At 72.3% G+C, this 21,089-nt stretch carries 20 protein-coding genes; 2 read left to right on the top strand and 18 right to left on the bottom strand.

Features of this window, described 5'->3' with window-relative positions; translation table 11 throughout:
• Positions 1-65: 65 nt before the first annotated feature.
• The 5 genes from ACFPFQ_RS02010 to ACFPFQ_RS02030 form a co-directional block, all read right to left on the bottom strand.
• Positions 66-3,170 carry a translation initiation factor IF-2 N-terminal domain-containing protein gene (locus tag ACFPFQ_RS02010; RefSeq protein WP_379614071.1) on the bottom strand — a complete coding sequence of 1,035 codons (3,105 nt, stop codon included), beginning with the start codon at positions 3,168-3,170 and terminating at the stop codon, positions 66-68.
• Between the two features lie 182 nt (positions 3,171-3,352).
• Positions 3,353-4,177, bottom strand: coding sequence for a TIGR03936 family radical SAM-associated protein (locus ACFPFQ_RS02015; protein WP_379614073.1), 825 nt, complete (start codon positions 4,175-4,177; stop codon positions 3,353-3,355).
• 113 nt (positions 4,178-4,290) lie between these two features.
• On the bottom strand, positions 4,291-4,803 hold the full coding sequence (locus tag ACFPFQ_RS02020) for a GNAT family N-acetyltransferase (protein ID WP_379614075.1): 513 nt from the start codon (positions 4,801-4,803) through the stop codon (positions 4,291-4,293).
• Positions 4,796-6,760, bottom strand: a complete 1,965-nt coding sequence (locus ACFPFQ_RS02025) for a TIGR03960 family B12-binding radical SAM protein (RefSeq protein WP_379614077.1) — start codon at positions 6,758-6,760, stop codon at positions 4,796-4,798. Before ACFPFQ_RS02025 ends, ACFPFQ_RS02020 begins: the two co-directional genes overlap by 8 nt.
• A gap of 39 nt (positions 6,761-6,799) precedes the next feature.
• On the bottom strand, positions 6,800-7,657 hold the full coding sequence (locus ACFPFQ_RS02030; protein ID WP_379614079.1) for an NAD(P)H-binding protein: 858 nt from the start codon (positions 7,655-7,657) through the stop codon (positions 6,800-6,802).
• A gap of 86 nt (positions 7,658-7,743) precedes the next feature.
• Between ACFPFQ_RS02030 and ACFPFQ_RS02035 the strand changes: the two genes are divergently transcribed.
• Positions 7,744-8,457, top strand: coding sequence for a helix-turn-helix domain-containing protein (locus ACFPFQ_RS02035; RefSeq protein WP_379614081.1), 714 nt, complete (start codon positions 7,744-7,746; stop codon positions 8,455-8,457).
• Between the two features lie 316 nt (positions 8,458-8,773).
• Here ACFPFQ_RS02035 and ACFPFQ_RS02040 read toward each other — a convergent pair whose 3' ends face one another.
• From ACFPFQ_RS02040 to ACFPFQ_RS02100, 13 genes are all read right to left on the bottom strand, one after another.
• Positions 8,774-9,565 carry a hypothetical protein gene (locus tag ACFPFQ_RS02040; protein ID WP_379614083.1) on the bottom strand — a complete coding sequence of 264 codons (792 nt, stop codon included), beginning with the start codon at positions 9,563-9,565 and terminating at the stop codon, positions 8,774-8,776.
• 69 nt (positions 9,566-9,634) lie between these two features.
• Positions 9,635-10,456, bottom strand: a complete 822-nt coding sequence (locus tag ACFPFQ_RS02045; RefSeq protein ID WP_379614085.1) for an ABC transporter permease — start codon at positions 10,454-10,456, stop codon at positions 9,635-9,637.
• Positions 10,453-11,280 (bottom strand): ABC transporter permease, encoded by an 828-nt coding sequence (locus ACFPFQ_RS02050; RefSeq protein ID WP_379614087.1) that lies wholly within the window; start codon positions 11,278-11,280, stop codon positions 10,453-10,455. The genes ACFPFQ_RS02045 and ACFPFQ_RS02050 overlap by 4 nt, the downstream gene beginning before the upstream one ends.
• A complete protein-coding gene (locus ACFPFQ_RS02055; RefSeq protein ID WP_379614089.1) occupies positions 11,280-12,203 on the bottom strand; it encodes an ABC transporter ATP-binding protein in 924 nt (307 codons plus the stop codon). Before ACFPFQ_RS02055 ends, ACFPFQ_RS02050 begins: the two co-directional genes overlap by 1 nt.
• A 51-nt stretch (positions 12,204-12,254) precedes the next feature.
• On the bottom strand, positions 12,255-12,842 hold the full coding sequence (locus ACFPFQ_RS02060) for a TIGR03086 family metal-binding protein (protein WP_379614091.1): 588 nt from the start codon (positions 12,840-12,842) through the stop codon (positions 12,255-12,257).
• Complete coding sequence (locus tag ACFPFQ_RS02065; protein WP_379614093.1) at positions 12,839-13,330, bottom strand: SRPBCC family protein; 492 nt, start codon at positions 13,328-13,330, stop codon at positions 12,839-12,841. The genes ACFPFQ_RS02060 and ACFPFQ_RS02065 overlap by 4 nt, the downstream gene beginning before the upstream one ends.
• Positions 13,327-13,668 (bottom strand): ArsR/SmtB family transcription factor, encoded by a 342-nt coding sequence (locus ACFPFQ_RS02070; RefSeq protein WP_379614095.1) that lies wholly within the window; start codon positions 13,666-13,668, stop codon positions 13,327-13,329. The genes ACFPFQ_RS02065 and ACFPFQ_RS02070 overlap by 4 nt, the downstream gene beginning before the upstream one ends.
• 120 nt (positions 13,669-13,788) lie before the next feature.
• Positions 13,789-14,976: a CehA/McbA family metallohydrolase gene (locus tag ACFPFQ_RS02075; protein ID WP_379614097.1), complete on the bottom strand. Its 1,188-nt coding sequence runs from the start codon at positions 14,974-14,976 to the stop codon at positions 13,789-13,791.
• The gene (locus tag ACFPFQ_RS02080; RefSeq protein WP_379614099.1) at positions 14,976-16,073 is read right to left on the bottom strand and encodes an ABC transporter ATP-binding protein; all 1,098 of its coding nucleotides are present in this window, start codon (positions 16,071-16,073) and stop codon (positions 14,976-14,978) included. The genes ACFPFQ_RS02075 and ACFPFQ_RS02080 overlap by 1 nt, the downstream gene beginning before the upstream one ends.
• Positions 16,073-16,894 carry a carbohydrate ABC transporter permease gene (locus ACFPFQ_RS02085; RefSeq protein WP_379614101.1) on the bottom strand — a complete coding sequence of 274 codons (822 nt, stop codon included), beginning with the start codon at positions 16,892-16,894 and terminating at the stop codon, positions 16,073-16,075. Before ACFPFQ_RS02085 ends, ACFPFQ_RS02080 begins: the two co-directional genes overlap by 1 nt.
• Entirely contained in the window at positions 16,891-17,820 is a 930-nt protein-coding gene (locus ACFPFQ_RS02090) for a carbohydrate ABC transporter permease (protein WP_379614103.1), read from the bottom strand. Before ACFPFQ_RS02090 ends, ACFPFQ_RS02085 begins: the two co-directional genes overlap by 4 nt.
• On the bottom strand, positions 17,792-19,207 hold the full coding sequence (locus ACFPFQ_RS02095; protein WP_379614105.1) for an extracellular solute-binding protein: 1,416 nt from the start codon (positions 19,205-19,207) through the stop codon (positions 17,792-17,794). Before ACFPFQ_RS02095 ends, ACFPFQ_RS02090 begins: the two co-directional genes overlap by 29 nt.
• A gap of 102 nt (positions 19,208-19,309) precedes the next feature.
• Positions 19,310-20,047, bottom strand: a complete 738-nt coding sequence (locus tag ACFPFQ_RS02100) for a GntR family transcriptional regulator (RefSeq protein ID WP_379614107.1) — start codon at positions 20,045-20,047, stop codon at positions 19,310-19,312.
• 287 nt (positions 20,048-20,334) lie between these two features.
• On the opposite strand from ACFPFQ_RS02100, the gene ACFPFQ_RS02105 reads away from it, so the two are divergent.
• Positions 20,335-21,084 carry a metallophosphoesterase family protein gene (locus tag ACFPFQ_RS02105; RefSeq protein WP_379614109.1) on the top strand — a complete coding sequence of 250 codons (750 nt, stop codon included), beginning with the start codon at positions 20,335-20,337 and terminating at the stop codon, positions 21,082-21,084.
• Positions 21,085-21,089: the final 5 nt, after the last annotated feature.

Consider the following 21,089-nt stretch of genomic DNA (forward strand, 5'->3'; position numbering starts at 1 on the left):
GGAGCTCGGGTGTACGACGGAGTGCGGCGCAGGTTTACCAGGGTACGGAAGGGCTTCGGGAGGGGTCAAACCGGGTCTCCCTCGGCCGGTGTCGCCTCACCCACCGGGGGTCCTGCCGGCCGGGATGCGGCTCGGCGGGTGCGCCTCGGCTTGGTGACGACGGTGGGTTCCGGCTGCGGCGCGACGCTCACCGGAGCGGGCGCTGCAACGGCCTCCGCCTGCTCCTCGACGCGAGCTGCGGGCACCGTGACCACCGTGGCGACCGGGGCCTCACCGCTGGCAGGAGCCGGGGCTCCCGCGGTGCGCGTGACCCGCCCGCGACGCCGTGGCGCCCGACCGTTTCCGCCGGCCACCGGCTCGACAGCGGCATCCGTGTCGGGATCGGTGGACGTGACAGTGCGGGCCGCGACCGGGCTCACGACCGGCGCCGGCTCGGCAGGCGAGCCGTCCGGGACAGCGGCGATCGACTCGGCAGGCGCCACCACGGCAGGCGTCTCGGCTGCCGGTGCGACCGCCGGTGCGACCGATCGGGCCGCGGCGGCCAGCATCGGGGCCGGGATCTGCGGGCGGACCGGCTCGACCGGGGCATCGACGTCGGCGTCGCCCCGGCCGTGACCGGTGCCATTGCCGTTGCCGCCGCCACCATTGCCGTTGCGGCCGCTGTCGTTGCCGTTGCGCTCCTGGTCGCCGCCATTGCGGCCACCACGACCACCGCGCGACCGGCGCCCGGAGGCCTCCCGGTCGCCACCACGGCCACCGCGGTCGTCGTCGCGGCCGCGCTCGTCGCTGCCGCCCTTCTCGACGACCGGCTCGGTGCTGATGATGACGCCACGCCCGCGGCAGTGCTCGCACGGCGTGGAGAAGTGCTCCAGCAGCCCGCCGCCGACGCGCTTGCGCGTCATCTGCACCAGGCCCAGCGACGTGACCTCCGCCACCTGGTGGCGGGTGCGGTCGCGGGCGAGGCACTCGGTGAGCCTGCGCAGCACGAGGTCGCGGTTGGCCTCGAGCACCATGTCGATGAAGTCGATGACGATGATGCCGCCGATGTCACGCAGCCGCAGCTGGCGCACGACCTCCTCGGCCGCCTCCAGGTTGTTACGGGTGACGGTCTCCTCGAGGTTGCCGCCGGACCCGGTGAACTTGCCGGTGTTGACGTCGATGACCGTCATGGCCTCGGTGCGGTCGATCACCAGGGTGCCGCCCGAGGGCAGCCACACCTTGCGGTCGAGTGCCTTGAGCAGCTGCTCGTCGATGCGGTACTCCGAGAAGACGTCGGTGGTGCCGACGTGGCGGTGCAACCGCTCCGTCAGCTCGGGTGCCACGTGGCCGACGTAGCTCGACAGCGTGTCCCACGCGTCGTCGCCCTCGATGACCAGCCGCGAGAAGTCCTCGTTGAACTGGTCCCGCACGACCTTGATCAGCAGGTCGGGCTCTTCGTAGAGGAGCACCGGGGCCTTGGGCTTGTTCGGCCCGGTCTTCTCGGACTTCTCCTTGACGATCTCCCACTGGGCCTGCAGCCTGCGGACATCGCGCTCCAGCGCCTCGTGGCTGACGCCCTCGGACGCAGTGCGGATGATCACCCCGGCCTCGCTGGGAACGATCTCCTTGAGCATGTCCTTGAGCCGCTTGCGCTCGACGTCGGGCAGCTTGCGGCTGATCCCGGCGGCGCCACCACCGGGCACGTAGACCAGGAACCGGCCGGCCAGGCTGATCTGCGTGGTGAGGCGGGCGCCCTTGTGCCCGAGCGGGTCCTTGGTGACCTGCACGAGCACGCTGTCGCCGCTGCTCAGCGCCTGCTCGATGCGCCGGGCCTTGCCGCCGAGCCCGGCGGCGTCCCAGTCGACCTCGCCCGCGTAGAGCACGGCGTTGCGGCCGCGCCCGATGTCGACGAAGGCCGCCTCCATGCTGGGCAGCACGTTCTGCACGCGGCCGAGGTAGATGTTGCCGACCATCGCCTGGTCAGCCGCGCTGCGACCGGCGATGAAGTGCTCGACGAGTATGTCGTCCTCGAGCACCGCGACCTCGACGCGGTCGCCGCGCTCACGCACGACCATGGTGCGGTCGACGGCCTCGCGGCGGGCTAGGAACTCGGCCTCGGACAGGATCGGGACGCGGCGGCGGCCGGCGTCGCGGCCGTCCCGGCGGCGCTGGCGCTTGGCCTCGAGCCGCGTGGAGCCGCGGACGCTCTGCACGCCGTCGCCGTCGCTCTCGCTGTCGACGCGCTCGGAGCGCGCCTCCCGCGGAGCGCGGACCCGGGTGACCGTGCCGGGCGGGTCGTCGTCGGCCCCGTCGGCGGCGTCGTCGCCCGAACCGCGGCGGCGGCGCCTGCGGCGACGGCGGCGGGATCCGCTGGCGTCGCCGTCGGCCTGGTCATCGGACTCGTCGGAATCCTCGTCGGCGGACTCGCCGTCGGACTCGTCGGTGTCGTCGGCCTCGCCACTTTCCTGACCTGCGGCGTCGTCGCCCGACTCCTCGTCGGAGTCGTCGTCGTTCTCGTCGTCGAGGCCGTCGCCCCCACGACCGCGCCCGCGGCCCCGACGGCCACGACGGCGGCGCCTGCGGGCCGCGCCGTCGTCGTCGGACTCGGCATCGCCATCGGGGTCGACGGTGTCGACGTCGGTGGGCTCGACGTCGAGGACGTCGGCCGCAACGGGCTGCTCGGGGGCGGCCTCCGCCTCGGGAGCGGTGCCGCCCGCTGCCTCGTCGGCGGCGGGCTCGGGGAGCGCGAAGGCGTCAGGGGCCCGACGGCGCGTGCGGGTGGGCCGCGCCGGGGGCTGGAAGACCGCGGCGGGCGGCGCGAAGACCGGGGCGAGCGCGGCCTTGCGGCCCCGCTTCGGTGCCGGCTCGGGGGCCTGCTCGAGATCGGCCACCGGCTCGGCGGCGATCACCGGCTCGGCGACCGTGGGGATGACCGGGTCGGCGGCGGGCGGGGCCGCAGCCGCATCCGGCTGGAGGGCGACGATCACCTGCTCGGCGGCCTTGCGGTCGATGCTGGACTGCGCGGACTTCGCCTCGATACCCAACCCGGCGAGCACGGCGAGCACGTCCTTGCTCGTGCTGCCGATCAGCTTGGCCAGCGCGTGCACCCGCATCTTGTCGGGCAGCTCGTCCAGGGCGGGTACGGTGACCGGCCCGCCGGTGCTGCCGGCGGGCGAATCGATATTCGACATTCAGCTCCTCCGCCCCCGGGCGCCCTCGATGAAGGCGGCCGCACAGGGGCCACGTGCAGTTCTCTCTCCGCGCGGTGCGTGGAGAGCAATCCTGGTGTCTCGCTCCGTCCCGGGGGACGGCCGTGCACGACAGCGTGCCGCCACCGGCATGCGCCGGCGGGCCGAACTCCGATCCGCCCGGTTCAGCTCCGGGTGGTGACCCGGTCGGAGCCGAGTGGATCAGCGAGGTCGCCCCGGTCGTCGAGCAGGCCCTGTGCCATCCGGGTCGCCTTCGCGGGGACCAGCAGCTTCAGGCCTGCGACAACGTCGAGTGCGCCCAACACGTCATCGGGTCGCACGGCGGGTGTCGTCTGCCGCACGATCGCCGTCATTATCGCACAGACTCCCGCCGGACCGGCGCTCATCGGCGCCGCGTCCACCGTCTCGGGGGAGTTGCCCAGGTGAGTGGGCACGTCAGTGACCACTTCGGCGACCACTTCCGCGCGCACCAGCGCCGCCCGGACGTCGATCTGGCGACGCCCGGACGGTGTGACGCGTTCCACGACCACCTCGGTGGCGGCGAACAGCGCGTCGAGCGCTACCTGCAGTGCCTCCGGCGCCACGCCCGGCAGCTCGATGTGCCAGCTGCTGGCGTCGATCCGGTCGGTGAGCGCCGCCCCACCTGCCACGGCGGCAGCGAGGATGTCGATGCCGTCGGGCAGCGCCGCGTCGAGCGCCGTGGCCAGCGCGGCGGGATCGATCTCGCGGGTGAGCCCGATCTCGACGTACTCGGCAAGGCTCGCCGTGCCCGTCGGGGCGGCCCCGATCCACGACAGCCGGGGGTGGGGGCTGAAGCCGTGGGAATGCGCGACGGGCACGCCGGCCCGGCGCACCGCCCGCTCGAAGCTGCGGGCGACGTCGCGGTGGGACAGGAAGCGCAGCCTGCCGCGTTTCGCGAAGCGCAACCGGATGCGCTGCACCGTGGGTGGAGCCGGGTTGGCGGCCTCACCCTGCCGCACGCGAGCCATCCGCCCACCCTAGAGCGCGCGCCGCGACTCCCCCACGTCGCACACCTTCGCCGGTCGTCGCACAGGTTGGGCGGTGTGCGACGACCGGCGATGGTGTGCGAGGTGGCCGGGCGTCAGCTCGCCGGATGCGCTGCCGGGTTGAACGACAGCAGCTGCTCGCCGGCGGGTTCGAAGCCGGCGCGCTGGTAGAACGCCACGCTGCCGGGGGTCGGGGCCAGCAGCAGGCGCCGGTAGCGGCGGGTGCGGGCGTGGGCCATCGTGGCCGCGAGCAGGGCGCCGGGCACCCCGCGGTCGGCGAAGGAGGCGAGCACGAAGGCGTTGCCCACGTGCCCGATCCGCCCGCCGCGGGCGCCCGGTCGGGGCATGTGCACGATCTCGACGACGTTGATCGACCCGATGGCCGTGTAGCCGCTGCGCGGCGACCCGACCTCGGCGATCCAGAACGTGCGACGGGGCTGCTCCACGCGGCACCACTGGGCGAAGGAGGCCTCGAAACCGGGGTCCTCGATCGGGTGCCCGGTCCGCTCCTCCAGCCAGGCCCGGCGCAGCGTGGCGAGCGCGGGGACGTCGCGCTCGTCGGCGACCCGGATGCCGACCTGCGGCCCGGATCCGGTGCCCTCAGCCACCCGCGCCGCTGCCGGGGGGTGTCGCGGTGAGCGGGTTGACGACCGTCAGCGGCAGCAGCACCGTGCCGCTCGGGCCGACCTCGATGTCGGTGCCGGTGGAGGGGCAGACGCCGCAGTCGAAGCAGGGCGTCCAGCGGCAGTCGTCCTGCTCGCGGGACTCCAGCGCGTCCTGCCAGTCGTCCCAGAGCCAGTCGCGCTCGAGCCCGGAGTCGAGGTGGTCCCACGGCAGGATCTCCTCGCGGTCGCGCTCCCGCGTGGTGTACCAGTCCATCGACACACCGAGCGGTTCGAGCTCGGCCGCGGCCGCGGTGATCCAGCGCTCGTAGGAGAAGTGCTCGCTCCAGCCGTCGAAGCGGCCACCCTCGCGCCAGACGCGCTCGATGACGCGGCCGACGCGCCGGTCGCCACGGGCCAGCAGGCCTTCGACCAGCGACGGCTTGCCGTCGTGGTAGCGCATGCCGATGTTGCGGCCGATCTTGCGATCGGCGTTGACGGCGGCGCGCAGCTTGCGCAGCCGGTCGTCGACGACGTCGGGGTGCGCCTGCGCGGCCCACTGGAACGGGGTGTGCGGCTTGGGCACGAACCCGCCGATGGAGATGGTGCAGCGCACGTCGTTGCTGCCGGACGCCTCGCGCCCGGCCTTGATGACGCGGTGGGCCATGCCCGCGATCTCGAGGACGTCCTCGTCCTCCTCGGTGGGCAGGCCGCACATGAAGTACAGCTTCACCTGCCGCCAGCCCTGTGCGAAGGCCTCGGAGACGGTGCGGATCAGGTCCTCCTCCGACACCATCTTGTTGATCACGCGCCGGATCCGCTCGGAGCCGCCCTCCGGGGCGAACGTGAGCCCGGAGCGGCGGCCGTTGCGGCTGATCTCCTTGGCGAGGTCGATGTTGAACGCGTCCACGCGGGTGGACGGCAGCGACAGCGACGTGTTGGTGCCCTCGTAGCGGTCGGCGAGGCCCTTGGTGATCTCCGCGATCTCCGAGTGGTCGGCGCTCGACAGCGACAGCAGGCCGACCTCGTCGAACCCGCTCGCGCGCACGGCGGCGTCGACCATCTGGCCGATGCCCTGCAGCGTGCGTTCCCGCACCGGGCGGGTGATCATCCCGGCCTGGCAGAACCGGCAGCCGCGGGTGCACCCGCGGAAGATCTCGACGCTGGCGCGCTCGTGGACCGTCTCGGCCAGCGGCACCAGCGGCGCCTTCGGGTAGGGCCACGAGTCGAGGTCTGAGGTGGTGCGCTTGGTGACGGTGGCCGGCACACGCGACTCGCTCGGGGTGACCGCGGCGATGCCGCCCTCGGCCGCGTAGCTCACCGTGTAGAGCGACGGGACGTAGCAGCCCTCGGTCTCCGACAGGCGCAGCAGCAGCTCCAGGCGGCCCCCGGGGCGGCCCTGCGCCTTCCACTCGCGCACGACGTCGGTGATGTCACCGACGACCTCCTCGCCGTCACCGATGGCGGCGACGTCGATGAAGTCCGCGATGGGCTCCGGGTTGAACGCTGCGTGGCCGCCTGCGACCACGACCGGGTGGTCGTCGGTGCGGTCGGCCGCGTGCAACGGGATGCCGGCGAGGTCCAGCGCGGTGAGCAGGTTGGTGTAGCCCAGCTCCGTGGAGAAGCTGACGCCCAGCACGTCGAACGCGCCGAGCGGGCGGTGGCCGTCGACCGTGAACGCCGGGACGCCGTGCTCGCGCATCAGCGCCTCGAGATCGGGCCAGACCGCGTAGCAGCGCTCCGCCAACGCGTCGGGCCGCTCGTTGAGGACCTCGTAGAGGATCATGATGCCCTGGTTGGGCAGGCCGACCTCGTAGGCGTCCGGGTACATCAGCGCCCACCGGACGGCCGCCGACTCCCAGTCCTTGAGCTGCGCGTTCAGCTCCCCACCGACGTACTGGACAGGTTTGGAGACACGCGGCAGGAGCGGCTCGAGATCAGCGAAGACGGACGGGGCGGTCACCGAGGTAAGGGTAGCCCCGTCCGTCGACGGCCGCGGGACTCACCCGTCCGCGAAGGCCTCCCGGTGATCGTCCACCCACGTGGCGAAGGTCCGGGGCGCCCGGCCGAGCACCAGCTCGACGTCGCCGGTGACGGCGGCACCGCCGCCCTCCCGGACCAGCGACCAGCCCCTCTCCACCATCGCGACCGTCACGGCGTCCACCCCGGCAGCGCGCATACCCTCCGCGGCCGCCGCGGGTTCCACGTCCACGGTGGTGACGGGGCGTCCGAGCCCCGTCGCGAGGATCGCGGCCTGGGCGGGTGTGCTCAGCGGCTCGGGACCGGTCAGCGTGTAGACGGCGCCGACATGCCCCTCGCTCGTGAGCACGGCGACGGCCACCGCCGCGACGTCGCGCGGGTCGACGATCCCCAGCGCGCCACCACCGGTCATGTCGGGCACCGGCTGCCCGTCACGGATCATCGCCGCCCAGCCGAGCGTGTTCGACGCGAAGCCGGACGGCCGCAGCAGCGTCCAGGCCGCGCCGCTGTCGCGGACGGCCTGCTCCCCCGCGGTGTGCCGGGACCGGGCGTCGGCCGGGTCGTCGGTCTCGCCGGTGCCCAGCGCCGACAGCTTGACGATCCGGCCGACGCCCGCGGCACGGGCCGCGTCGACGACGGCCCGGTCGTGCGCGGCCATCGCGCGCCCGAACGGCACGATCAGCAGCACCGCGTCGATGCCCGTCATCGCCGACCTCAGCGAGGCGGCGTCGTCGAAGTCGCCCCGCACGACCTCTCCCGGTTCTCGCGGTGCCACCCGGGACGGGTCGCGCGCCAGTACACGGAACGGGGTGCCGTGCTCGGCCAGCAGCCTTGCGGATTCGGTGCCGATGGTGCCGGTCGCACCGGTGATCAGGATCATGGCCGCCACGCTGCCAGCACCCCCACCTGCGCCGATAGGACGTTTCGGCACAGTTCTCGCCCCGTGCGACGGCTAGGATGGCGACCATGCCGAACGCCGTCGCCACGCCGGCCGTCCACGTGCGCGAACCGGACACGGCCACCGTGCTCGCCTTCACCACCGCCGTCGACGGCTCGTACCGGCTGGTGGCGATGGGTCCGCGCACCCGGGCGAGCTACCTGGCGCCCAAGTCGGTCGCGCTCTGCGTCCAGCTGCCGATCCGGACCGGTCGCGCCCGTCCGGTGCTGGGCGTTGCGGTCCACGAGCTCGCCGACCGCATCGTCGACCTGCGGGAGCTGTGGGGCGCACCGGCGCGGCACCTGGCCGACGAGCTGGCCCGCCTCGGGCCTGACGTGGAGCGGATCGAGCTGCGCCTGGCGGGCGCCGTCGCCGACCGGCTCGCGGCGCGGTCGAGCGCCGAGCTGGCCCGGGCCGATCTGGTGCGGGAGGCGGCCCGCCGACTCGTGGGTGCCCCGGGCCGGCTGCCGGAGGTCGCGCGCAGCGTCGGGGTCAGCGAGCGGCACCTGCGCGCGCTGTTCACCGATGGCGTCGGCATGGCGCCGAAGCAGTTCAGCAGCATCCGTCGAGTCCGCGGGATCCTCGACCAGCTCGGCCCCGGCGACGGGTGGGCAGCACTCGCCGCGCGTGCCGGCTACTACGACCAGTCCCACCTCACGGCCGAGTTCCGCGGGGTCATGGGCGTGCCGCCGGGCGCCTACCGCGCCGGCCGCCTCCCTGCCGCCGCCCCCTGCTCGGCCTGACGACCCAACTCGCGGGCCCATCCATCGCAACTCGCGGGCCGTTACGTCGCAACTCGCGGGCCCATCCATCGCAACTCGCGGGCCGTTACGTCGCAACTCGCGGGCCCATCCGTCGCAACTCGCGGGGCGATCCGTCCCGACTCGCGCACGGCAGTGCGGACGCCTGCCGGCGAGTTGGGACAGAACGGCCCGCGAGTTGCGCTCGAGCGCACCGCGAGTTGCGCTCGAGCGCACCGCGAGTTGCGCTCAAGTGCACCGCGGGTCGGGACGGAACGCACCGCGAGTCGGGACGAACGGCCCGCGCGCCGGGGTGCTGTCAGCCCCAGGCCGCGCGGGGTGGGTTGCCCGCGGCCGCTAGGCGGCGGGCGGTGGAGGCGAGCACGATCACGATCACGGTGACCACCGCGATCAGCACCGGTGCCGGCGGCTCGCCGCCGGCGATCCCGGCCAGCGTCCAGACGGCAGCCGCCGTGTAGCCGACCACCGCGGTGCCGGAGAGCACGACCCACGCGACGATCGCGGCCACCGCCACCAGCACGACGACCGCAGCGACCCCGGCGATCGCGTTGTTGCTCGGCAGCCCGGCCCACGCCCCGGTGAACGCAGTGGCGGACATCCCCGTGATCGACACCCAGCCGGTGAGGATCGCGACCGGGGTGCGGAACACGAGACGCTCGACGCGGTCGGTGGCGGGCTCCCTGCTGAGCCTGCCGAACGGGACGGCGGCGGCGATGAGCAACGCGATCAGGAACAGCTCGGCCAGCGGGATCGCGTGGCCGCCCAGCGCCAGCAGCCAGCACGTGTTGAGCAGGGCCGCGGCGGCCAGCCACCAGCCCGTGCGGCGATGGATCATGCGGTGGCGTTGGCCGGGTAGCAGCTGGTAGGCGGCGTAGGCCAGGAACCCGAGCCCGATGGGAACCCAGATCACGTACGCCCAGCGCGCCACCAGCAACGGCGTCGGGTAGGCCGCCACGACATCGGCCACGGGCGTGCCGGCGGCCCCCAGACCGGCCATTCCCGAGACGACGGCCTGGACGACGGCGAGCGACGCGACAACGAAGCCCCGGACGAGGTCGGCGAGGGCTGATCGGTGCGAAAGGACCGTCATCGGCACATCATCGTCCCGCACGCAGCACTCGGCCACCCAGGTCGCTGGGCGGTCAGGGAATTCACATCTTCACTTCAGCAGGAGCGTGCCGATCCGCCGCGATGCCACCGCCAGCCCGATGACGATCATGACGGCGAAGTAGGCCAGATCGCCCAGCATCCCGAGGCCGAGCACGCCGGTGGTGAGGCCGCGCATCAGCTCGACGGCGTGGTAGAGCGGCAGGCACTCGACCACGATCTGCAGCCACCGCGGGTAGACCGTGAGCGGGTAGAACGTGGTGGAGAACAGGAACATGGGCAGCACCACGAGCGTGACGAGGTCGAAATCCTGCCAGGACCGCATGAATGTGGTGGCGGCCATGCCCACGGCGGCGAAGGCGAACGCGATGACCAGCGCCGCGGGGAGCGCGAGCAGCGCCCACGGCGAGATCAGCAGCCCGAATGCCGCCATCACCGACAGGAAGGCGAGCGAGTAGAGCCCGCCGCGGATCAGCGCCCAGCAGATCTCGCCCAGCGCGACGTCGACCGGGCCGAGCGGGGTGGCGAGCACGGCGTCGTAGAGCCGGGCGTACTTCAGCCGGAAGAACACGTTGAACGTGGAGTCGAACACCGCTCCGTTCATCGCCGACGCCGCCAGCAGCCCCGGCGCGATGAACGCCGCGTAGCCGATGGGGCTGCCGTCGGGACCGGGCAGGGTGCCCACGAGCGAGCCGAGGCCCTGCCCCATCGCGATCAGGTAGAACACCGGCTCGAAGAACCCGGACACGAACGCCAGCCAGGTGGAGCGCGACGCGGTGGCCGAGCGCAGCACGAGCTTGCGCGAGCGGCCCGCGTAGCTACCGGCCGGCAGCAGCGGCAGCCAGCCCGGCGGTGCGGGTGCGGTGGTGGTCACGAGGCGAGCCTCCGCCCGAACAGCCGCGTGGCCAGTGCGATGCCGATGGCGGCCAGCACGATCAGATAGGCGAGGTGCCCGAGCGCCGGGAGCAGCTGCCACCGGTCGAGTGCGGCCGCGCGCGCCAGCTCGGTGCCGTGCCACAGCGGGGAGACCCAGACCAGTGGCTGCACCCAGCCGGGCAGCCGGTCGACGGGAAAGAACGTGCCGCTGAACAGCGTCATCGGGATGACCACGAACCGGAACAGCACGCTGAACCCGTTGCCCTCGTTCTCCACGGTGGCCGAGAACGCGGTGATCGGCGCGGCGACCGCCACCCCGGTGAGCACCGCGAGCAGCAGGGCCAGCAGGATGCCGGGGCTCTCGACTCCCCCGACGAGCGCGATGACCGCGACGTAGATCGCGCCGTTGCCGGTGGTCTTGGCCACGAACCAGGTGAGGTGGCCCAGCGCGACCTGCGCCGGGGTGATGGGCCCCGCCGCCATCGCGTGGTAGACCCGCTGCCACTTGAAACCCGACAGCACCGGGTAGGTGGACTCGAACGCCGCGCTCTGCACCGCCGACACCGCGAGCAGCGCAGGCGCGAGCCACGCGAGGTAGCTCGCACCGCCGGTGGCCGCCGCGGCGCTGCTGCCGCCACCGATCAGCGAGCCGAACCCGACGCCGAAGGCGAGCAGGAACAGCAGGGGCTGCAGCACCGAGGACACGGCGGTGGCCCGCCAGTTGCCCCGGTACCAGGTCCACAGGTGCTCGACGACGATCCCGACGCCGCCCGCGAAGCTCGGGACGCGCCCGGGTGATCTCGCCACCACGACCGGCGCCATCACTCCACCAGGCTCCGGCCGGTGAGGCGCAGGAAGACGTCCTCCAGCGACGCCCGCCGCACCAGTGCCGAGAGCGGTCGATGCCCGGCCCGCACGACCTCGGCCTGCGCGTGCTCGCCGTCGGCGGTGTAGAGCAGCAGCCGGTCGGGCAGCTCCTCGACCCGTTCGGCGAGCGGGGCGAGCGCCGCGGCAGTGGGCCGCAGCTCGGGCTCGAACCGCAGCTCCAGCACCTCACGCGTGGCGTGGCGCTCGATCAGCTCGACCGGCGAGCCCTCGGCGACGATGCGCCCGTCGTCCATGACGACGAGCCGATCGCAGAGCTGCTCGGCCTCGTCCATGTAGTGGGTGGTGATGATCTGGGTGACGCCCTCGCGCTTGAGCCGGTAGAGCCGCTCCCACAGCAGGTGGCGCGCCTGCGGATCGAGCCCGGTGGTGGGCTCGTCGAGCAGCAGCAGCTCGGGGTCGTTGACGAGGGCTCTGGCGATGGTGAGCCGCCGCTTCATGCCGCCCGACAGCGGTTCGACGGCGGCGTCGGCGCGATCGGTGAGCTTGGCGAACTCGAGCAGCTCGGTGGCCTTGGCGCGCACGTGCGCCCTGGACAGCCCGAAGTAGCGGCCGTAGATCTGCAGGTTCTGCCGCACCGTGAGCTCGACGTCGAGGTTGTCGAGCTGGGGCACCACGCCGATGCGCGCCCGGATGGCCGGACCGTCGGGGCCGGGATCCATCCCCAGCACCTGCAGGGTGCCGCCGGTGCGCGGGGACACGCACGCGATCATCCGCATGGTGGACGACTTGCCGGCACCGTTGGGGCCGAGGAACCCGAACACCTCGCCGCGGGCCACATCGACATCGATGCCACGGACGGCCTCGACATCGCCGAAGGCCTTGCGCAGCCCCCGCGCCTGGACCAGTGCGTCGCTCACGGGTGCGACGTTAACCCGGGATCCCGACAGAACGCTTGGACGTTCGGGCGCTCACGCCTTCCAGTGCGGGTCGCGCCCGATCAGCCCGAGCAACCGGTCCTGCAGCGGCGCGTCGGACGGCACCGGTACCTCGGGGCCGAACACCACGATCCCGGGGCCGAACGCACCGGGGATGCGCATCTCCGGCGGCATCTGCTGCACCCCCGGCCAGGAGCGCTCCACCTCGGCCGGGTCGATGGTGTCGTCCTGACCGGTGGCCTTCGCGAGGTCCCAGCCGTGCAGGACGAGATCCGCGCTGGCCACGCCGTCGATGTGGTTCTCAGCCGTGCTGGGCCCCATCGGGGTGTCGTGCGTGGACCCGGCCTCGGCCGGATCGGCGAGCACGGCCTCGATGTCGGCGCGGGCCGCCCGGAACGCGCCCAGCGGGTCGTCGGCCAGCGCCGGGGCCGGGCTCAGCTCCCGGCCGAACGGCTGCAGCATCGCGGCGTGCATGTCGAGGATGTGCCCGACGACGTCGCGCGCGGTCCACTCGTCGCACGGCGACGGCCACGACCACTGGTCGGCCCGCACGCCGGCAACGAGCGCGTCGAACCGGTCGGCCCGGCGGCGGTAGCGCTCGGCGACCTCGCTGCCGCTCACGCCTGCACCTGCGCCAGCGTCGTGTCGAGGCGCTCGTAGCCCTGCCCCATGCCGTGCTGCATGCCGAGTTCCAGCATCATGTCCCGTACCTCCTGGGTGGCGAAGATCAACGTGTTCGTCAGGGTGGTGCGGCCGTCGCGCTCGTCGAAGGTGAGCGTCGACAGCGTCTCGGTACCGGTCTCGGCCTCGCAGTCGTCGTTGGTCTCGATGCTCACGAGCCGCTCGGCCTCGACGATCTCGCGGAAGCGCCCGCGGATGGTCATCGTGCTGGCGTCGGGCGCCTGCACGACGTAGCGCCAGTTGCCGCCGACGACCAGGTCGATCTCGCACTCCACGAGCTGGTGGCCGTGCGGTCCGAACCAGCGTCGCAGCAGCTCGGGACGGGTGTAGGCGGCGTAGACCAACGCCCGGGGTGCGGCGAACTCGCGGGTCAGCACGATCTCGCGAGCCGCCGGGGTCTCGACGGTCAACGTCTCGGCAGTGCTCATGCGTCGTCTCCTTGGATCTTCTGCAGGTCGGCCAGCAGGTCGTCGAGGCGCTCGAAGCTCCCGGCCCAGAAGGCGCGGAAGCCCGCCAGCCACTCGGTGGCCTCCCGCATCGGCTGTGCCTCCAGCCGGCACGGGCGGCGCTGCGCGTCGCGGCCGCGCGACACCAGCCCCGCGCGCTCCAGCACCTTGAGGTGCTTGGAGATGGCGGGCTGCGACATCGCGAACGGTTCGGCCAGCTCACCGACGCTCGCCTCACCCCTGGCCAGCCGGGCGAGGATCGCCCGCCGGGTGGGGTCGGCCAGCGCCGCGAACGTGGCGTCGAGCAGGTCCACAGCCATCAATAACCCCTCAGTTCCATAACCAATAGGTAATATAGAGAGGCAGGGATGGACCCGTCAAGTGGGTGGCTCGGTTTGCCCGCTGGAAGATCGACACCCGGGCCGCACCCGAGCGGTCGCTCACACCGCCAGCGCCACCACGGCGTTGCGGGTGTCCTCGAGCCGGTGCACCCCGGGGCCCGCCGGGAAGCTCTGCCGCTCGGCGCGCACCACCTGTCGCCGCTCCTCGGGGTCGACCAGGTACGTGCCTGCCGCCCCGATCGCCACCAGCTCGTCGTCCACGCGCAGCAACACCGGGGCATCACGACCGGCACTGATCGCGATCCGGCCGGCGGCCATCCCGGCGAGCACCTCATCGACGGACTCGCCCGTGCTCTGCACCCACGTGGTCGGGACGCCCAGCGGGCGGCCGTCGGCGGGGGTGTGGAAGTCGCTGCCGCCCAGCGGCAGCACGTCGGGGCCCCAGATCCGCCACCACGACAGCGGGCCGCCCCAGCTGCGGTCCCACCACGTGTGGTGCCAGATCTCGGCGAAGGGCGGGCGGCCCGTCATCGGGTGGCGCCACGAGCAGTCCCCCGACAGCGGGTGGTTCACCGACATCAGCCCGCCGCGGGAGGAGACCTGGGTGAGCCAGTCGTCGGCCGGGAGCCGGAAGTCGACCCAGCCGATGTCGCCGAACGCGTTGGCGTGGCCGTGGTCGCGGGTGACCTCCTGCCCGGGCAGCAGGGTCACCCCGGCGCGCGTCCCGGCCGCGGGCAGGTAGGGATGGTGGCTGGTGGTGTTGTGGTCGGTGATCGCCAGGAAGTCCAGCCCGCCTGCCGCGGCGAGACCGGCCAGCTCGTCGATCGTCAGCGCGCCGTCGGAGTGCACGGTGTGGCTGTGCAGATCGCCCGCGAGCCAGCGCATGCCCGTCGCGGCAGGCAGCTCCCGACGCGGGGGCCGGTCCGCGACGGGCGGCAGCGGCGCCGGTTCCGGTGGCTGCGCCGGCCCGATGTCGATCGTCAGCTCGAAGTCCAGTCCCTCCGGTGGGATCCGGTGCAGCCCGAGGCAGACGTGCCACGTGCCCGCGTCCAGCGGCCCGGGCAGATAGCCCGGGGTGGCCCAGTCGGTGGCCACGGTGAACCGGTCGCGCGCCCCGCCCGACCAGCCCCGCGGGCCGTGGGGGCCGAAACAGCCCAGGTCGAGCACCCCGGCGGCGCGGTCGAACGCGAGCGTGACGCTCAGCGCGGCAGCACCGTCGGGCACGTCGACGGGGATCATCCGGTAGAACTGCTCGGCGCGGTCGTCGAGCGTGAAGCGGCCGCGCATCAGGCCGTCACCAGCGCGCGCTCGCTGCCCACCAGCTCCCCGTCGGAGCGCCGGTAGAGCAGCACCCGGTCCGGCGCCGCGACGGCCCAGCCCCGCGTGCCCGGCTCCGGCTCCGCGCCCTCGGCGACGGTCACCTGCAGCAGCCCACCGGGCACCTCCATCGTGACGAGCGCACCGACGCCCATGTTCTCGATGATCGCGACGGTGCCCTCGATCCCGGTGTCGACGGCGGTGGTGCTCAGGCGCGTGTACTCCGGGCGGACGGCGTAGACCAGCTCCTCGCCGTCACTGACGTGCGGGGTCATCGCCGCGGGGATCGGTACGCGGGTTCCCGCCACCGCCACCGTGTCGTGGTCGACGACGGCGTCGATGAGGTTCATCGGCGTGGACCCGATGAAGCTCGCCACGAACGTGCTCGTCGGGCGCCCGAACACCTCCTTGGGCGTGCCGATCTGGCGGATCCGGCCGGCGTCCATCACGGCCATCCGGTCCGACATCGCGAGCGCCTCGGCCTGGTCGTGCGTGACGAAGACGGTGGTGATGCCGAGGTCGCGCTGCAGCCGCTTGAGGAACGTGCGCGCCTCCAGCCGCAGCCGGGCGTCCAAGTTGGACAGCGGCTCGTCGAACAGGAACACCGAGGGGTGGCACGCCACCGCACGGGCGAGCGCCGCCCGCTGCTGCTGGCCACCGGAGAGCTGGCCGGGACGCCGGTCGAGCAGGTGCCCGAGGCTCAGCCCCTCCGCCGTCTCCTCCGCCTTCCGGTGGCGCTCCGCCTTGCCCACCTTCTGGATCCGCAACGGGTAGGCGACGTTGTCGCGCACCGTCATGTGCGGGAAGAGCGCGTAGTCCTGGAACACCATCGCGATGTCCCGAACACCCGGGGGCAGCCGCGTGACGTCCCGCCCGCCGATGGCGATGCTGCCGCCGGTGACGGTCTCCAGCCCCGCGATCGACCGCAGCAGCGTCGTCTTCCCGCAGCCCGACGGCCCGAGCAGGGCGAAGAACTCACCGTCGGCGATCGTCAGGTCCAGGCCGTCGACGGCCCGGACGCCGCCGGGGTACTCCTTCTCCAGCCCGCGCAGCTCGATGTCGGCCATCAGCGCTTGATACCTCCGTGGAAGCGGAACCCGTAGCGCCGGTTGACGAACACGTACAGGGCGACGACAGGGATCGAGTAGAGCAGCGAGAACGCGGAGATCAGGCCCAGGTTCGCCTGCCCGCCCTCGGTGTAGAAGGTGTAGAGCACCACGGCGGCCGGCGACTTCTCCGGGCTGCGCAGCAGGATGAACGGCGTGAGGAAGTTGCTCCACACGTTCACCACCGTCCACACCGCGATGGTGGCGAGCCCCGGCCGCACGACGGGGAGCACGATGTCGCGCAGGATCTGCAGCGGCCCGGCCCCGAACACCCGCGCCGACTCCTCGTAGGAGCGCGGCGTCGCGTCCATGAAGTCCTTGAGGATGAAGATCGCCGCCGGCAGCAGGCCACCGGAGAGCACCAGCACCACGCCGAGCTGGGAGTCGATCAGGTTGAGCTGGAACATCAGCAGGAAGATCGGCACCATCGCCGCGGTGCCCGTCACGATCGACGACAGCAGCAGCAACGCGTACAGCAGCCCGTCGCGGCCGGGGATGTGCACCCGCGAGAGCGCGTACGCCGCGAGCGCGCCGAACACCGTGACCAGCACCATCGAGCCGACGGCGAGCAGCACCGAGTTGCCCAGCGAGGACAGCGCGTAGGGGTTGTCGGTGAGCTTGCCGAAGTTCGACAGCGTCCAGTCCGGCAGCGACACCGACAGGTCCGGGGTGCGGTCGAACGGCGTGAACACCAGCCACAGCACCGGGATCGCCATGAAGGCCGTGATCAGGGCGATCAGCACGTAGAAACCGATGCGCCGCACGACGTCGCGGGGGCTCACGTCCGCTTCCTCAAGATCCGGAGGTACACCACGGCCAGCACCAGGTTGATCAGCAGCATCAGCAGCGAGATCGCGGTGCCCAGGCCGAGCTGGCCGTCGAAGATCGCCGTGTTGTAGACGAAGATCGGCAGGATCTCCGACTGGTGGTTCGGTCCACCGGCAGTGATCAGGTATGGCGCGAAGTCGTTGAACGTCCAGAGGCTGATCAGCAGCACGTTGGTGAGCACGTGCCCGCGGATGTGCGGGAACACGACGTCACGCAGCTGCTGCCAGCCCGACGCGCCGACCATCCGCGCTGTCTCCAGCTGCGACGGCGGGACGCTGCCCAGCGCCGCGGAGAACAGCAGCATCGAGAACGCCGTGCCGCGCCAGGTGTTGAAGATGATGATCGAGAGCATCGGGTGCTCGAGCAGCCATGCGGTGCCGGGCGTGTTCAGCAGGACGTTCAACGTGCCGGTGTCGCGGTCGAGCATCGCGATCCACAGGAACGAGACCACCGAGCTGGGCAGGATCCACGCGAGCATCACGAGCGACTCGACGACGGTGCGCACCGTCTTGTGGGCGGCGCGCATCGTCCAGGCGAGGACGAACCCGAGTATCGACTGGCCGATGATCGCCGAGCCGAGCACGTAGAGCAGCGTCAGGTAGAGCGAGTTGAGGAAGTTCGGATCCGCCAGCGCGGTGCCGTAGTTGTCGAGCCCCACGAACTTCGGGTTCGCGGCGGCGATCCCGGTGAGCCGGAAGTTCGTGAGTCCGAGGTAGAGCGTCCACAGTGCCGGGAACACCAGGAACACGCCGATGAGGACGAGCGCCGGCGTGACGAACGCCGAGGCCCGCACCCGGCCGAGCCCCGCGGCGTCGGTGTCCGGCGCCGCGGGAGCCCGTACGGGTTCGGCCTCAGTTGGAAGTGATGTTGCTTGCGCCACCGAGCGCACCCTCCAGAGCCTTCTGGTACGCCGTGGCGGCCTGGTCGGGGGCGGTGCCGGAGACGACGGCGGCCGTCGCGTCCTGCAGCGCCTTCGACACCTGCGGGTACTCCGCGACACCCGGCCGGTAGGCCGTGAGCGGCAGCACCTGCGAGGACATGAAGCTCAGCATCGGGTCACCGGCGAGCACGTCGTTGTTGACGTCAGTGCGCTGGGTGATCTTGGCCGTACCCGCGAGCTGGGCCTTCACCGCGGCCGCGGAGTTCATGAACGCGAGCAGCTTCCAGGCCTGCTGCGGGTACTTGGTGTTCGGGTTGATCACCCGGGCACCCCCGCCGGACATGCTGACGAAGTCCTGGCCCTTGAGCCCCTTGCCCGCCTGCTGCGCGGGGATCTTGGCCCAGCCGACGACCTGGTCGCGGTTGGCCATCGGCGCGACGCCCGCCTTTGGCTCCACCACCGAGCGCCAGAAGTAGTCGCTCTCCAGCAGGATGCCGACCTTGCCCGCGGCGAACTCCTGGAACGACTTGTCGCGGCCCTTCGCGTCCTGCTGCAGCTGGGGATCGCCCAGGCCGCCGCTGTAGATCGACTTGTAGAGGCCGAGCATGTCGCGGACGGCCTGGGTGTTGCCCTGCCACTTGCCGTCGGCCTGCAGCGGCGCACCGGTGCCCGCGAGCACCGGCAGCACACCCTGCATCGTGGTGGCCTCGCCCATCGCGGTGCCGCCGTTGAGCTGGATCGGGTCGACCCCGGGCAGCGCCTTCAGCTTGGCGCCCGCGTCCAGCACGTCCTGCCAGCTCGTGGGCTGCCAGTCGGCCGGGAGCCCGGCCTGGGCGAACAGCTGCTTGTTGAAGTACAGGACGCGACCGTCGGTGCCGTTGGGGATGCCGTAGCTCTTGCCGTCGAACACGGCGAGCTGCTGCACGGCCTGCGGGACCTGCGCCCAGCCGTCCCACGCCGCCGCGGCCGGGCCGACGACCTCGGCCAGCGGCTTGATGTAGCCGGCCTGCGCGAACTCGCCGATCCAGATGCCGTCGAGCGAGACGATGTCGGCGCCGCCACCGGTCTTCATGTCCAGCGACTGCTTGGTCTTGAACTGCTCGTCGTCCACACCGGAGGGCTGCAGCGTGACGGTGGCGGTGACACCCTCTGCCGCCATCTGCTTGGTGAACTCGGGGATCACGTACTTGACGATCCAGTCGGCCTCCGCGGCGTTCTTGCCGCCCTGCGCGACGTTCGCGGAGATCGTCAGCGCGACGGTCTTCGCGTCGGCGTTGCGCTGCGCGTCGGTGCTCGCACCGCCCCCGCCGCCGCAGCCCGCGAGCGCCAGCGCGGCAACGGCCGTGAGGGCCAGCGCAGACCGCCGGGTTGATGTACCCAAAGTCATCGGTCGCCTCCGTTGGCGAAGATCTTGTCGTGACACCTTGTCTGGACTATGTCATGACGTATGCACGCCGTCCACGGCTGGGTGAACGGGTTCAGCTCCCGTTCAACGGCTGGTCAGCGCGACCTCGAAGCTGTAGCGCGACGCGCGGTAGAGATGATCGCCGTACTCGACGACGACACCGTGGTCGTCGAACGTGGTGCGCCGCATCGTGAGCAGCGGCGCGCCCCTCGTCTCGTCGAGCAGCTTGGCCTCGGCGGCCGAGGCGCGACGGGCCCCGATGCTCTGCTGCGCGGCCGTCAGCCGGATCCCGGCCTCGCGGAGCACCTCGTAGAGCCCCCGGCTCTCCAGCACGGCCGCGTCCAGGTCGACGGCGCCGATGCGCACGTAGTTGCGCATGATCGCGAGCGGTTCGCCCTGGGTGCGGCGCAGCCGGTCCAGCACGAAGACCTCGGTGCCGTCGGGCACCTCGAGCGCGACCGCGACCTCCCCCGCCACCTCCGCGCGACCGAGCCCCAGCACGGTGGTGCTCGGTGACCGCCCGGCGCCGGCGAGGTCGTCGAACAGGCTGGTGAGGCCGACCGGGCGACGCACCCGCGGACGTGCGACGTGGGTGCCGACACCCCGCTTGCGCTGCAGCAGGCCCTTGTCCACCAGGTACTGGATCGCCTGGCGCATCGTCGGGCGCGACAGACCCAACTCCCCCGCCAGCGCGATCTCGTTGTCGAGCCGCGTTCCGGGTGCCAACTCGCCGGACTCGATGGCCCGCTCGAGCTGGCGGGCCACCTGGAAGTACAGCGGAACCGGGCTGTCCCGGTCGACGACGACCTGCGGGCGGGACATGGTCGGGTCCGGCATCGGGGCGCGGCCTCGCTTCGGGTTGGACCGGAAATGGTCCGGACAACCTAACTTTGTACGGTCACCGCTGTCGACGGCGGGCCCGGACGGGACGCTGGGCGCCTCATGGAACCTTGTGGCTGTTCGGACCGGTCCTGCGACCGCCACATGGAACCATGTGGCTGCAGCCCGATCGGACCCCCAACCACGTCCGAAGCTCCCAGCGACGCCCTCCCTGTCCGCCACCGGCGGAATCGGGCGACCCCGGCCCGCGACGGTGCGAGCCTGAGCCCATGCCGCGCTCCGTCGCCGTCCTGTCCGACATCCACGGTGTCCGGCCCGCTCTCGACGCCGTGCTCGCCGAGCCGGACGTCGCCGGTGCCGACCTGATCGTCGTCACCGGGGACCACGCAGCCGGACCGCAGCCCGTCGCCGTGCTGGACCGGCTGCAGTCGCTGGGTGGGCGCGCGCTGCTCGTGCGGGGCAACGCCGATCGCGAGCTGGTGGACATCGCGGGCGGCGCCGAGTGCGCGCACGAGGAGTCGGTGTGGGCCGCGGCGCAGCTGTCCGCCGCCCACATCGCGCTGCTGGCGGGGCTGCCGCACCCCGTCACGCTCGACGTCGAGGGTTTCGGGCCGGTGCTGTTCTGCCACGGCACGCCCCGCGACGACGACGAGGTGGTGCTGGTCGACAGCCGGATGCCGCGCTGGGCCGAGGTCTTCCAGGACGTCCCGGACGAGGTCCGGACCGTGGTCTGCGGGCACACCCACATGCCGTTCGTGCGGCTCGTGGACCGGCGGCTGGTGATCAACCCCGGCAGCATCGGCATGCCCTACGGCCGCGCCGGTGGGCACTGGGCGCTGCTGCACGACGGCCCCGTGACGCTGCGCCGCACCGTGATCGACGTCGACGCCGCCTGCGCCGCGGTCGTCAGCGGCTCGACCTACCCTGCACGGCAGGAGTGGGCCGAGTACTACCTGCGGGCGGCCGCGAGCGACGCGGAGGCGCTGGCGGTGTTCGGGCCGCGCGACGGGCGCGGGTAGGAGGC

It is taken from the genome of Pseudonocardia sp. GCM10023141 (assembly GCF_042653605.1).